11 protein-coding genes and 1 pseudogene are annotated in these 13,607 nt (G+C 67.5%); 6 read left to right on the top strand and 6 right to left on the bottom strand.

Going from position 1 to position 13,607, the window contains the following annotated elements:
* Positions 1–45 precede the first annotated feature (45 nt).
* The 6 genes from DES47_RS04770 to DES47_RS04745 form a co-directional block, all read right to left on the bottom strand.
* Complete coding sequence (locus DES47_RS04770) at positions 46–336, bottom strand: DUF1330 domain-containing protein (protein ID WP_133699481.1); 291 nt, start codon at positions 334–336, stop codon at positions 46–48.
* Between the two features lie 10 nt (positions 337–346).
* Positions 347–1,204 carry a 3-deoxy-8-phosphooctulonate synthase gene (gene kdsA / locus DES47_RS04765; protein ID WP_133699480.1) on the bottom strand — a complete coding sequence of 286 codons (858 nt, stop codon included), beginning with the start codon at positions 1,202–1,204 and terminating at the stop codon, positions 347–349.
* 11 nt (positions 1,205–1,215) lie between these two features.
* Complete coding sequence (locus tag DES47_RS04760) at positions 1,216–2,880, bottom strand: CTP synthase (RefSeq protein ID WP_133699479.1); 1,665 nt, start codon at positions 2,878–2,880, stop codon at positions 1,216–1,218.
* 60 nt (positions 2,881–2,940) lie between these two features.
* The gene (locus tag DES47_RS04755; protein ID WP_133699478.1) at positions 2,941–3,780 is read right to left on the bottom strand and encodes an alpha/beta fold hydrolase; all 840 of its coding nucleotides are present in this window, start codon (positions 3,778–3,780) and stop codon (positions 2,941–2,943) included.
* A gap of 7 nt (positions 3,781–3,787) precedes the next feature.
* Positions 3,788–6,394: a DNA mismatch repair protein MutS gene (gene mutS / locus DES47_RS04750; RefSeq protein WP_243748156.1), complete on the bottom strand. Its 2,607-nt coding sequence runs from the start codon at positions 6,392–6,394 to the stop codon at positions 3,788–3,790.
* An 80-nt stretch (positions 6,395–6,474) separates the two neighbouring features.
* The gene (locus DES47_RS04745; RefSeq protein ID WP_243748155.1) at positions 6,475–7,434 is read right to left on the bottom strand and encodes an AraC-like ligand-binding domain-containing protein; all 960 of its coding nucleotides are present in this window, start codon (positions 7,432–7,434) and stop codon (positions 6,475–6,477) included.
* A 204-nt stretch (positions 7,435–7,638) separates the two neighbouring features.
* On the opposite strand from DES47_RS04745, the gene DES47_RS04740 reads away from it, so the two are divergent.
* From DES47_RS04740 to DES47_RS04720, 6 genes and pseudogenes are all read left to right on the top strand, one after another.
* The gene (locus DES47_RS04740) at positions 7,639–8,844 is read left to right on the top strand and encodes an amino acid ABC transporter substrate-binding protein (protein WP_133699477.1); all 1,206 of its coding nucleotides are present in this window, start codon (positions 7,639–7,641) and stop codon (positions 8,842–8,844) included.
* Between the two features lie 6 nt (positions 8,845–8,850).
* A complete protein-coding gene (locus DES47_RS04735) occupies positions 8,851–9,738 on the top strand; it encodes a branched-chain amino acid ABC transporter permease (RefSeq protein WP_133699476.1) in 888 nt (295 codons plus the stop codon).
* Positions 9,735–10,649, top strand: a complete 915-nt coding sequence (locus DES47_RS04730) for a branched-chain amino acid ABC transporter permease (protein ID WP_133699475.1) — start codon at positions 9,735–9,737, stop codon at positions 10,647–10,649. The genes DES47_RS04735 and DES47_RS04730 overlap by 4 nt, the downstream gene beginning before the upstream one ends.
* Positions 10,646–11,395, top strand: coding sequence for an ABC transporter ATP-binding protein (locus tag DES47_RS04725; protein ID WP_133699474.1), 750 nt, complete (start codon positions 10,646–10,648; stop codon positions 11,393–11,395). Before DES47_RS04730 ends, DES47_RS04725 begins: the two co-directional genes overlap by 4 nt.
* Positions 11,392–11,877, top strand: a pseudogene (locus DES47_RS29150) (ABC transporter ATP-binding protein); the annotation flags it as partial. The gene DES47_RS04725 and the pseudogene DES47_RS29150, both read left to right, overlap by 4 nt.
* Before the next feature lie 270 nt (positions 11,878–12,147).
* Entirely contained in the window at positions 12,148–13,602 is a 1,455-nt protein-coding gene (locus DES47_RS04720; RefSeq protein WP_243748185.1) for an aldehyde dehydrogenase, read from the top strand.
* Positions 13,603–13,607 lie beyond the last annotated feature (5 nt).

Below are 13,607 nucleotides of genomic sequence, written 5' to 3'. Positions count from 1 at the left end.
TCTCTCCGGTTTCAAAGTTCAAATCTTGTGGTGGGGGAGGGCGCGTCAAACGCCTTCGATCAAAACCATTCGCATGATGGCCGCGCCCTGGCGTGCGGCGCGCGCCTTGCCGTACTCGGGGGAGTCGTTGAAGGTGCGGGCCGCTTCGAGGCTGGGAAACTTCAGCAGCACGACGCGCTCGGGCGTCCAGTCGCCCTCCAGCAGCTCGACCTTGCCGCCACGCACGCAGACTTCCGCGCCATAGGCCTGCATCGCGGCGCTGGAAAGCTTTTTGTACTCTTCGTACTGCTCTGGGTTGGTGACCTGGACGTTGGCAAGGATGTAGGCAGAGGGCATCGACGATCTCTCAGCAGCTGAAGTCATTTTCCAGCAGCGGCTGGGTCTTGATCACGCGGTCCAGCGCGACGAGCTGTTCCAGCAGCGCGCGCATATGCTTCAGCGGCACGGCGTTCGGTCCGTCGGACAGCGCATTGGCCGGGTCCGGATGGGTTTCCATGAACAGGCCGCTGATGCCCACGGCCACGGCCGCACGGGCCAGCACCGGCACGAACTCGCGCTGGCCGCCCGAGCTGGTGCCCTGACCACCCGGCAGCTGCACGCTGTGCGTGGCGTCGAACACCACCGGCGCACCGGTCTCGCGCATGATCGCCAGGCTGCGCATGTCCGATACAAGGTTGTTGTAGCCGAAGCTGACGCCGCGCTCGCAGGCCATGAACACATCATCGGGCAGGTTCGCTTCGCGCGCGGCGGCACGGGCCTTGTCGATGACGTTCTTCATGTCATGCGGGGCCAGGAATTGCCCCTTCTTGATGTTCACCGGCTTGCCGCTCTGGGCGACGGCGCGGATGAAGTCGGTCTGGCGGCTCAGGAAGGCGGGCGTCTGCAGCACATCGACCACCGAGGCCACGCGGGGCACCTCGGCCTCGGTGTGCACATCGGTGAGGATGGACACACCCAGCTGCTTCTTCACCTGGGCCAGGATCTCCAGGCCACGGTCCATGCCCGGGCCGCGAAACGAGGCGCCCGACGAGCGGTTGGCCTTGTCGTAGCTGGACTTGAAGATGAAGTTGATGCCCAAGGAGGCGCAGATTTCCTTCAAGTGGCCGGCCACGTCGATCTGCAGCTGCTCGGACTCGACCACGCAGGGGCCGGCGATCAGGAAGAAGGGCTGGTCCAGGCCGACATCGAAACCACAGAGCTTCATGGTCGTTCCTCTCAGGCCGCGGCGGGCACGGTGGCCGCCTGGTGGTGCTCCAGTGCCGCCTTGATGAAGCTGATGAACAGCGGATGGCCGCCCCAGGGCGTGGACTTGAATTCCGGGTGGAACTGCACGCCAACGAACCAGGGGTGGACGGCGCGCGGCAGCTCGACCATCTCGGTCAGCTTCTCGCGCTGCGTGATGGCCGAGATCACCAGACCCGCCTGCTGCAACTGGTCCAGATACTTCTCGTTGGCCTCGTAGCGGTGGCGGTGGCGCTCGGTCACGACCGGGCCGTAGATCTCATGGGCCAGGGTGCCGGGCTTGACGTCCGAGCTCTGCGCACCCAAACGCATCGTGCCACCCAGATCGGACTTCTCATCGCGCTTCTGAATCGTGCCGTCGGCCTCCTGCCATTCGTCGATCAGCGCGATCACCTTGTGCGGGGACTCGGGGTCGAACTCGGTCGAGTTGGCGCCTTCCAGACCGGCCATGTGACGCGCGTATTCGATCGTCGCGACCTGCATCCCGAGGCAGATGCCCAGGTAGGGGATCTTGTGCTCGCGCGCATATTGCGCGGCCAGGATCTTGCCTTCCACGCCGCGCTTGCCGAAGCCGCCCGGCACCAGGATGGCGTCGAACTTGGCCAACTGGTCGGCGCTGTCGGGTGTCAGGGTTTCGGAGTCGACGTACTCGATGTTGACGCGGGCATGGTTGTGGATGCCGGCGTGGCGCAGCGCCTCGTTCAGCGACTTGTACGAGTCCGACAGATCGGTGTACTTGCCGCACATCGCGATCGTGATCTCGCTGCCGGGGTGCTCGGTCTCGTGCACCAGCTTGTCCCAGCGGCTCAAATCGGCCGGCTTGGTGTTGAGCTGCAGCTTGGTGCAGATCAGCTGGTCCAGGCCCTGCTCATGCAGCATGCGCGGCACCATATAGATGCTCTTGGCGTCCCAGACCGAGATCACGCCGTACTCCGGCACATTGGTGAACAGCGAGATCTTCTCGCGCTCATCGTCGGGGATGCGACGGTCGGCACGGCACAGCAGCGCATCGGCCTGGATGCCGATCTCGCGCAGCTTCTGGGCCGTGTGTTGCGTCGGCTTGGTCTTCAGTTCGCCGGCGGCGGCAATCCAGGGCACATAGGTCAGGTGCACGAAGGCGGTGTTGTGCGGGCCCATCTTCAGGCTCATCTGACGCACCGCCTCGAGGAAGGGCAGCGATTCGATGTCGCCCACCGTGCCGCCGATCTCGACGATCGCCACGTCCACCGCTTCCGGTGTGCCCACGCCCGCGCCACGGCGGATGTAGTCCTGGATCTCGTTGGTCACATGGGGGATGACCTGGACGGTCTTGCCCAGATAGTCGCCGCGGCGCTCCTTCTCCAGCACCGACTTGTAGATCTGGCCGGTGGTGAAGTTGTTGCTGCGCTTCATGCGCGTGGTGATGAAGCGCTCGTAGTGGCCGAGGTCGAGGTCGGTTTCGGCCCCGTCGTCGGTGACGAACACCTCGCCATGCTGAAACGGCGACATCGTGCCCGGATCGACGTTGATGTACGGATCGAGTTTGATGAGGGTGACTTTGAGGCCACGCGATTCAAGAATCGCAGCCAAAGATGCCGACGAGATGCCCTTACCCAGCGAGGACACCACACCGCCGGTGACGAAGACGAACTTGGTCATGTCGTGCAGCGTTGGAGAACGCTGTGGTGGTAAAGCGTGATTATATCGATGCGCCCGCACTCAACCGGGCACACGCTGCAAATGTTCCATCAAGTCGAGCACCAGGGCCGCCGTGTCGTCGGGTCGCTCGAACGGGTAGAGGTGCGTGCCCTCGAACCAGACGAAGCGTTCCTTGGCCAGCGCCTTGGCCGCTTCCAGCCCGCCCTGGCGCGATTCGATCGACTGCGTGCCGGCGACAAACGCCACCGGGCACTGCGGCGGATGACGGCGCAGCATCGCGTCCAGGTTGTGGGGCAGGGTGTTGTAGATGCGGGTCTCGACCTCGCGGGTGAAACGCAGCACGGTCTTGCCGTCCTGCTCCTCGAAGCCGGCGTCTACATAGTCGGCCAGCACCCGCGGATCCCAGCGCTTGAAGACATGCTTGGCGGCGAAATGCTTGAGCACGGCCGCGCGGTCGGGCCATTCATGACGGCGCTGCTGGCTGATCTTGCCCGGCGACACGCGGGGCATCAGCCGGGTGGCCTTCATCACCTGCACACTGTGCGCCCGCCAGCCGCTGATGATGGGAGAGTCCAGCATCACCAGGCCCTGCACCAGGTCGGGCCGCTTGCAGGCGGTTTTCAGGCTGACCAGGCCGCCCAGCGAGTGGCCGACGAGCATGATCTTGGCCTTGGCTTTCTGGGCCTGTTGCTCGACCTCCTCGATCAGTTGGTCGCGCAGATGCGGCCAGTTGCTGCTGACCGGGAAGCGGGGGTCATGGCCGAAGCGGTCGATGGCATGAACGGTCCAGCCGGCACGTTGCCAGGAGTCGAACAATTGCCGATAGCAGCCGCCGGGGAAGCCGTTGCCGTGGGCGAACACGAGGTGTTTGGCGCCGTTGGGGAGAACCTTGGTCTTCATGCCGGATTTATGCACATGCCGCCGCTTTCAGTCTGTACAGGGCGTCCAGCGCTTCCTTCGGGCTCAGCGCGTCGGGATCGATATCGGCCAGGGCCAGTTCAAGCGAAGAAGGCCCCGCCTCCTCAGCCACCACCTCGGCCGGCGGCGCTGCGAACAGATCGATTTGCGCCTGCGACTCGCTGGCTCTCGCCTCCAAGGCCTCAAGGGTTGCCCGCGCCTGCCGCACCAGCCCTGCCGGCATGCCCGCCAGCCGCGCGACCTGCACGCCATAGCTGCGGCTGGCCGGCCCGGGCTGGATCTCGTGCAGGAAGACGATGCTGTCGCCACTCTCGGCGGCAGACACATGCATGTTCAGCGCCCGGTCGTGCTTGACCGGAAACTCGGTCAGCTCGAAATAATGGGTGGCGAATAGCGTGAACGCGCGGTTCTTGTCGTGCAGATGGCTGGCGATCGCGCCGGCCAGGGCCAGGCCGTCGAAGGTCGAGGTGCCGCGGCCGATCTCGTCCATCAGCACAAGTGACTGGTCGGTGGCGCTGTGCAGGATCGCGGCCGCCTCGGTCATCTCCAGCATGAAGGTCGATTGCGCGTTGGCCAGGTCGTCGGCAGCGCCGATGCGGGTGTGGATCGCGTCCATAGGTCCCAAGCGGCAGCTGCTGGCGGGAACGTAGGAGCCCATCGCGGCGAGCAGCGCCACCAGCGCCACCTGGCGCATGAAGGTGCTCTTGCCGCCCATATTCGGGCCGGTGATCATCAGCAGCTTGGTGCGGGCATCGAGCCGGCAGTCATTGGCCATGAACTCGCCGGCGCCGGTTTCCTGCAGCCGCATTTCGACCACCGGGTGGCGGCCGGCTTCCATCTCGATGCAGGGCTGGCTGACGAACTCCGGCCGGCACCATTGCAGGGTGGTGGCGCGCTCGGCAAGAGCTGCCAGCACATCGAGGCTGGACAGCGAGCGGCCCAGCAGGCTCAGCGGCGCCAGCTGCAGCTGCAAGGCGTCCAGCACCTGCTCGAACAGCAGCTTCTCGCGGGCCAAGGCGCGCTCCTGTGCCGACAGGGCCTTGTCCTCGAAGGCCTTCAGCTCGGGCGTGATGTAGCGCTCGGCGTTCTTCAGTGTCTGGCGGCGCTGGTAGTCGGCCGGCACCTTGTCCGCATGGCTTTGCGTGACCTCGATATAGAAGCCGTGCACGCGGTTGAACTGCACGCGCAGATTGGGAATGTTGGTGCGGGCGCGCTCGCGTGTTTCCAGCGCGATCAGGAAGTCGTCGCAGTTCTGGCTGATCGCCCTCAGCTCGTCGAGCTCGGCATCGAAACCGGTGGCGATCACGCCACCGTCGCGTAGCAGCACGGCCGGCTCCTCGGCAATCGCCTGGCGCAGCAGCTCCTCGATCTCGGCGGGTGGCGTCAGCCCGGCGGACATCAGCTGCAGCAGCGCACCGTTGCTCGCGTAGCTGGCGCGCAGCTCGGGCAGCACCTGCAGCGTGGCGCGCAGCCCAGTCAGCTCGCGCGGACGCACCTGGCGCAGCGCGATGCGAGCGGTTATGCGTTCGACATCGGAGACCGAGCGCAGGCATTGGCGCAGCGGCTCGAAGCCATTGACGATCAGCGACTCGATCGCCTCGTGCCGGGCCAGCGCCTCGGTGCGCTCTCGGCGCGGATGCAGCAGCCAATGGCGCAGGGTGCGGCTGCCCATGCCGGTGCGGCAGCTGTCCAGCAGCGACAGCAGGGTCGGCGAGCTCTCGCCGCGCAGCGTCTGCGTCAGTTCCAGATTGCGCTGCGTGGCCGGCGGCAGGTCCAGCAGATCGCTGCTGCGCTGCACCTCCAGGCTTTGCACATGGGCCAGGGCCCGGCCCTGGGTGTGCTCGGCATAGCTCAGCAGTGCGGCGCCGGCGGCCTGGGCGGCGGTCAGGCTCTGAGCGTTGTAGCCGGCGAGGCTGGCCACGCCCAACTGCTCGCACAGCTTGCGGTTACCGAGGCCGGCGTCGAACTGCCAGGACGGGCGATAGGTGGTCGGCACACGGGCGGCGACCAGCGAGGCGGGCACCTTGTCGCGATCGACCAGCACCTCGGCCGGTGCCAGCCGGGTCAGCCAGCCGGCCAGTTCCCGCTCGGAACATTCGCCCATGCCCAGCTGGCCCTGGGTCATGCTCAGCCAGGCCAGGCCGATGTTGCGGCCCTGTGTCGAAAGCGCCAGCAGCACCGAATCCTGCTTGTCGGCCAGCAGTTCGGTATCGGTCACCGTGCCGGGCGTGACGACGCGCACCACCTTGCGCTCGACCGGCCCCTTGGCCGTGGCCACATCGCCCACCTGCTCGGCAATTGCGACCGGCACGCCCAGCTTGATCAGCTTGGCTAAGTACGCTTCCAGCGCGTGCACCGGAACGCCGGCCATCACGACAGGCTGGCCGCCGCTCTGGCCCCGCGTCGTCAGTGTGATGTCCAGCAGCGCATTGGCCTGGCGCGCGTCGTCGAAGAAGACCTCGTAGAAATCGCCCATGCGGTAGAACAGCAGACTGTCCGGATGGTCCGCCTTCAGGCCGAAGTACTGCTGCATCATCGGCGTGTGCTTTTCAAACGCCTCCTGAGCTGCGGCCGGCTTGGAATTTTCTTTTGACATCAATGACTTGGCTAGATTTCGCGGCAGGGGCCCGAGGCATCCCTCAAGGGCTCAAAGGGCGACATCTTAGGTGACCGGCCTCAAGGCGCAGCCGCCCCGCGCCGGTAGTCGCTGGGCGCCATGCCCAGATGGCTGCGGAACACCCGGCTGAAATGGGCCATGTTTGAGAAGCCGAAGCTGAAGGCGATGTCGGTCAGCGAGCGGGCGTCGCTGGCGCGGTCGGCCAGGGTCTTGCGGCAGGCTTCGAGGCGGCGGCGCAGGATGTAGCCGGCCACCCCGTCACTCTCTTCGGCGAAGGCGTTGTAGAGCTGGCGGCGGCTGCAGCCCAGGGCCAGGGCGATGCCATCGACGCTCAGGGCCGGGTCGCCCAGATGGGCGCCGACGTGTTGCTTGATGCGCTCGCGCAGCGCCTCGCGCTGGCTTTGCGCGGTCTGGATACCGGCCAGATCCAACAGGGCCAGGTGGACCAACTGGGTGATGGCCTCGCCGACACCCTGCGCGGCGCTGTCGCTCATCGTCGGCAGCTCGCGGTACGCGCTGCGCATCGTCTCCAGCGCCAGGCGCGCCACCCCACCGCTGCCACCGAGGCGCCGCGCCATCATCGCATCGAGGGCCAGGCCGCGCTCGGCCAGGGCCGACTTGGGCAGCATCACGATCAGATGCTCGACACGCACCGGGTTGGCCACCGCATAGCTGTCGGTGGTGTCGTAGATGCTCCACTGATCCGGCGTGACCCAGGCCTCGCGGCCCTGTTGCTCGACACCGGCGCAGCCCACATAGGGCGCGACGATCTTCAGATAACCGATCTCGGAGGCGCGCGCCAGCTGAGCCGAGCGCACGACGCGGTGGCGATTGGCCTCCAGCCGGGTCAGCACCACGTCGCCGGCACGCAGGCTGTTCATGCGGCCGTCGAAGCCGGCATCGCCATAGGTGTCCGATTTCAGGCCCATGAACAGCCGTGCGATCCAGTCCGACCAGAAGCCGGCGCGCTCGGCCGGGGCGACCTGGTCGGTGTTCATCTGCAGGCTGCTGACGGGCATCGCTGAGCTCCCCGGGCCGGTTGTGGCTTGCAGGGTATCGGCTGACGCGCTGCGGCTCAAGAGCGCTTGCCCGCACCTGGGGTAAGTCAGTAGCCGCCCTGCACGGATAGACAAGTGCGGCGCTACGGCCGGTCAAGCAGGCGGGCCAAGCACTGCCCAGAATCCGCTCACGACCGGTCATCAAGCCGGCGACAGGAGACGAACATGACACAACAGCGCCACGGCGGCCTACAGCGCCGCACCCTGATCCAGGCCGCGGCCCTCGGCTCGGCCTTTCCGGCCCTCGTGCGTGCGCAAGGCGCGCCGGTGCGCATCGGCTACGCAATCGCCCGCACGGGGCCCTGGACAACAGGCGCCCAGGTCAGCCAGGAGCCCAACTACCTGCTGTGGGCCGAACAGCAGAACGCCGCCGGCGGCCTGATGGTCAAGGGCCAGCGCCGCATGATCGAGCTGATCGGCTCGGACGACCGCAGCGATATCGAAACATGTGTGCGCAGCTACGAGAAGCTGATGAGCAGCGACAAGGTGGACCTGATACTGGCGCCCTGGGGCAGCAATGCCAATTTCGCCGTGGCCCCGCTGGCCAATCGCCTGGGCTATCCGATGCTGGGGCCGACCGCGCTGAGCCGCCGGCTGATCGAGATGAAGCTGCCGTACTTCTTCTCGCTGCTGCAGCAGCCGGCGCCGATGATGAATGCGCTGGTCGAGATGCTCAAGAGCCAGGGCGTGAAGAGCGTGGCCACCATCTATGTCGACGATCTGTTCGGCCTGGAGAACTACGCGGCGCTGAAGGTGGCGCTGCAGGGTACGGGCATACAACTGCTGGAGGACAAAAGCTATCCACTGGGCGTCAAGGACCTGTCGCCGGTGCTGCGCAGCATCAAGGACAAGGCGCCCGACGCCTTCATCGGCCTGACCTATCCGCCCGATACGATTCTGGCCAGCCGCCAGGCCAAGGAGATCGGCTTCAACCCGCGCTTCTTCTATGGCTCGGTGGGCACGGCCTTTCAGCTCTACCGCAATGTGATGCAGGCCAGCGCCGAGGGCGTGCTGGGCATGGGCAGCTGGAACAGCAAGAGCAGCGCCGCCGCAAAAACCTACTTCGACGCCCATGTGAAGAAGTTCGGCGCCGCCAAGGAGCCCGACCGCTGGGCCAGCGGCGCCACCTGGGCGGGGCTTGAGATACTGACGGCCGCCGTGGCCAAGGTGGGGCTGGACCGCAAAGCGATACGCGAGTTCGTTGCCGGCACGGCGCACAGCACGATGCTGGGCACGATACGTTTCCAGGGCAGCGAGAACATCGGCACGCCCGGCACGGTGGGCCAGTGGCAGAAGGGCGAATTCGAGGTGGTCTGGCCCAAGGCCAATGCGACAGCCACGCTGATGGCGCCCAAGCCGGCCTGGAGCTGAGCCTGCATGAATCTCGGCAGCTGGCTGGAACTGATCGCCTCGGGGCTGATCACCGGCGGCATCTACGCGCTGGTCGCCCTGGGGCTGAATCTGCAGTATGGCCTGATGCGCATACTGAACATCGCCCATGGCGAGTTCCTGATGCTGGGCGCCTTCCTGACCTGGGCGGCGCATGAGTCGCTGGGCCTGTCGCCGCTGCTGATGATTCCGTTGAGCTTTGTGCTGCTGGCGCTGCTGGGCCTGGTCGTGCACCGGCTGGTGTTCCGGCCGCTGACGCGCAGCTCGCCCACGGTCGAGGTGTTCGAGGCGCGGGCGCTGATGGTCAGCTTCGGTCTGATGTTTCTGGTACAGAACTTCGCCCAGTACCTGTGGGGCGGCGATCTGCGCGGCTACGACTACATGACCGAGCCGGTGGCCTTCGGCGGCGCTGGCGGCGCGCAGTTCGCGGCCAACAAGCTGCTGCTGCTGGCCCTGGCCCTGCTCTTCAGCGGGGCGCTGATCCTGTTGCTGCGCTACACGCTGCTGGGCAAGGGCGTGCGCGCCTTGATGCAGTCTCCCACCGGCGCGCAGCTGGTGGGCATAGACACCGAGCGCCTGCACCCGGCCATGTTCGCGCTGGGCCTGGGCCTGTCCGGGGTGGCCGGCTGCCTGCTGTCGATGACCTACACGATCTCGCCGTCCATGGGTGAGCCCTACACCGTCACGGCGCTGATCGTCATCACCCTGGGCGGCTTCGGCAGCATGGCCGGCGCTCTGGTAGGTGGCCTGGGGCTGGGCGTGATCGAGGCCATCGGCATGCACTACACGAGCCCTTCGCTCAAGGCCTTGGTGTCCTATGCCATCTTCATCGCCGTGCTGCTGTGGCGGCCCAACGGACTGTTCACCCGCAAATGAAGCCGCTGCAACGCGATCTGCTGATACTTGTCGCGCTGGCCGGCTGGGCGGCGGCGCTGCCGCACTACGGCAGCGAGTTCGCCGTATCGATGGCGCTGAGCTGCCTGATGTACGCGGCCCTGGCCAGCAGCTGGAGCAGCTTCTGTGGCCAGACCCGCTATATGTCGCTGGCCACGGCGGCGTTCTTCGGTCTCGGCGCCTATTCGGGCGCGCTGGGCCTGGAGCATCTGCCCTGGCTGCTGGTGGTCGCCCTGGGCGCGGTCGTGGCGGCCGGGGTGGCCCTGGTGATGGGCGCGGCCGTGCTGCATCTGCGCGGTACCTATTTCGCGGTGCTGACCTTCGGCATGACCGAGCTGATACGCCACGCAGTGACCTTCTGGGAGAAGCAGGTCAGCGGCACCGTCGGCCGGGTGCTGACCGTGGTGCCCGAGCGCGACACGGTCTATCTGACGATGCTGGGCCTGGCCGTGCTGGCCCTGCTGTCGGCCATGCTGATACGGCGCAGCCGCTTCGGCCTGGCCCTGACCGGCATAGGCGCCGATGAGCAACGCGCGCAGACCCTGGGGGTCAACACCCGCCTGGTCAAGGTTGCCGGCTTCGCGCTGACCGCCGCCTTTGCCGGCGCCGTCGGCGCGGCGATGAGCGTGCGCTGGACGTACATCGACCCGCACACGGTGTTCAACCCCTTCATCGGCTTCCAGACCGTGCTGATCGCGCTGATCGGCGGCGCTGCCACGCTGTGGGGGCCGCTGATCGCCGCCGTGGTGTTCAGTCTGCTGGCCGAGACCCTGCGGCTGCAGATGCCCCAGCTCTACATGATGTCGCTGGGCCTGCTCTTGATAGCGTGCGTGCTCTACCTGCCCGGCGGTCTGGCTTCGTTGCGCCTGTCGCGGCCCTGGAGGGCCAGATGAAGGGCCACCCGCTGCTCGAAGCTAGAGAGCTGACCGTGCGTTTCGGCGGGCTGACCGCGGTGGATGCCGTCAGCGCGGCCTTTGGCGCGGCCGAGCTGGTGGGCATCATCGGCCCCAATGGCGCCGGCAAGACGACCTTCTTCAACGCGCTGTCGGGCATCAATGCACCGACCCAAGGCGAGCTCTATGCCGGCGGCCAGCGCCTCACCGGCGCGGCGCCGCACCGCTTCGCCGAGCATGGCGTGGCGCGCAGCTTCCAGACGCCGCGGGTCTTCCATGGGCTCAGCGTGGCGGCCAATGTCGGTTTCGGCCTGCAGTTCGCCGGCCGCCGGCGCAGGGAGGTGCCGACGTGGCTGCGCGACGAGGCGGCCATCCTGGCGCTGATCGGCCTGGGTGGGCAGCAGGACCGGCCGGCCGGGGATCTGACACCATCGCAGCAGCGCCTGCTGGAGATCGGCATGGCCCTGGCCACCCGGCCGCGCGTGCTGCTGCTCGACGAGGTGGCCGCCGGCCTCAGCGAGCTGGAGCTGCGGCAGATGGGGCAGTTGATCAGTCGGCTACGCGCCGAGCTGGACCTGACGGTGATCTGGATCGAGCATGCGGTGAGCACGCTGTTGCACCATGTCGAGCGGGTGCTGGTGCTGCACCAAGGCCGCAAGATCGCCGATGGCACGCCGGCCGAGGTGGCGCGCAATGCCGAGGTGGTCGAGGCCTATCTGGGCGACGAGATGGTGGAAACGGCATGAGCGGAGCCGCCGCCCACCTGCAGATCCAAGGCTTGAGCGCCGGCTATGGCGGCTTCCAGGTGCTGCGCGGGCTGAGCCTTGAGGCCAGGCCGGGGCTGACCGTCATTCTTGGCCCGAATGGCGCCGGCAAGACCACGCTGCTGAAGGCCATCGCCGGGCTGATACGGCGCGAGGGCCACGTAATGCTCGACGGCCAGGCGATTGCGCCCGAGGCCCGGCCGTCCGAGATCGTCCGGCGCGGCCTCGTGCTGGTGCCGGAGGGCCGCCAGCTGTTCCCGCAGCTGAGCGTGCTCGACAACCTGGAGCTGGGCGGCTGGCTGCAGAGCGCGGCCGAGCGCGCCCACCGTGTGCAACAGGCGCTCGCCGACTTTCCGAAGCTGGCTCAGCGGGCGCGGCAACTGGCCGGCTCGATGAGTGGCGGCGAGCAGCAGATGGTGGCCGTGGCCCGCGCGATGGTCAGCGCACCGCGACTGCTGATGCTGGACGAACCGTCGCTGGGGCTGGCGCCGCGCATGGTCGACGAGCTGCTGGCCATCGCCCGCCGCATCGCCGACCAGGGCACCACCGTGCTGATGGTCGAGCAGAACGTGCGCAAGGCCTTGGCCGTGGCCGACCGCGGCTATGTGCTGGAGCGCGGCACCCTTGTGGCCAGCGGGCCGGCGCGGCTGCTGGCCCGCTCCAGCGTGATCCGCCATGCCTATCTGGGCCAGGGGGCCGCGGCCCCATCAACATCGAACGAGGAGAAGCCGACCATGAACGAATGCAGCATGCTGATCCAGGGCCTGGCCGTCAGCGCCGAGGGCGGGCGCACCTTCGAGCGCCGCAACCCGCTGGACGGCAGCGTGGCCAGCCGCGCGCCCGCCGCCAGCACCGCCGATGCCTGCGCCGCGGCCGATGCGGCGCAAGCGGCCTTCGCCGGCTGGAGCCAGACCGGTCCCGGCGAGCGCCGCGCACTGCTGCTGAAGGCCGCCGACGCGCTGGAGGCCCGCACGCCGCAGTTCATCGCCGCGATGGCGGCCGAAACCGGTGCCTCGGCGATGTGGGCCGGCTTCAATGTGCATCTGGCGGCCGGCATGGTGCGCGAGGCCGCAGCCTTGACGACGCAGATCAGCGGCGAGGTGATTCCGTCCGACGTGCCCGGCCTGCTGGCCATGGGCATGCGCCAGCCGGCCGGCGTGGTGCTGGGCATCGCGCCCTGGAACGCGCCGGTGATTCTGGGCGTGCGCGCCATCGCCACGCCGCTGGCCTGCGGCAACACGGTGATACTGAAGGGCAGCGAGCTGTGCCCGCGCACGCATCAGCTGATCATCGAGTCGTTCCAGGATGCCGGCTTCGCCGCCGGGGTGCTGAACTACCTGACCAACGATCCCGCCGACGCGGGCGCCGTGGTCGAGGCCATGATCGCCCACCCGGCCGTGCGACGCGTCAATTTCACCGGCTCGACGCGGGTGGGCAAGCTGATTGCCGCCACCTGCGCCGCCCATCTGAAACCGGCGCTGCTGGAGCTGGGCGGCAAGGCACCGCTGCTGGTGCTGGACGATGCCGACCTCGATGCGGCCGTGGCCGCGGCGGTCTTTGGTGCCTTTGCCAACTCGGGCCAGATCTGCATGTCCACCGAGCGGCTGATCGTTGACTCCAAGATCGCCGACGACTTCGCCGCGCGCTTCGTCAGGCGCGCACGCTCACTGCCGCGGGGCGATCCGCGCCAGCCGGCGCCGGTGGTGCTGGGCTCTGTGGCCAGCATGGGCACGGTCGAGCATTGCAACGCGCTGATAGACGATGCGCTGGCCAAAGGCGCCAGGCTGCTGTGCGGCGGCAAGGCCGACAGCACCCTGATGGCCGCCACCGTGATGGACCACGTGACCCCGGCCATGCGCATCTACCGCGAGGAGACCTTCGGCCCGGTCAAGGGCATCGTGCGGGTCGATGGCGTCGAGGCCGCGGTGGCCTGCGCCAATGACAACGAGTTCGGCCTGTCAGCGGCCGTGTTCGGCCGCGACATCGGCCGCGCGCTGCAGGTGGCCAGGCGCATCGAGTCGGGCATCTGCCATGTCAACGGCCCGACCGTGCATGACGAGGCGCAGATGCCGTTCGGCGGCGTCAAGGGCAGCGGCTATGGCCGCTTCGGCGGCAAGGCCGGCATCGAGGCCTTCACCGAACTGCGCTGGGTGACGGTGCAGACCGGTGAGAGGCACTACCCGTTCTGATCCCG

This window comes from Roseateles toxinivorans, from assembly GCF_004362525.1.
Classification (GTDB): Bacteria; Pseudomonadota; Gammaproteobacteria; order Burkholderiales; family Burkholderiaceae_C; genus Paucibacter; species Paucibacter toxinivorans.
The sequence above is the reverse complement of the archived record's forward strand: the minus strand, read 5'-3'. Positions and strand labels throughout refer to the sequence as shown.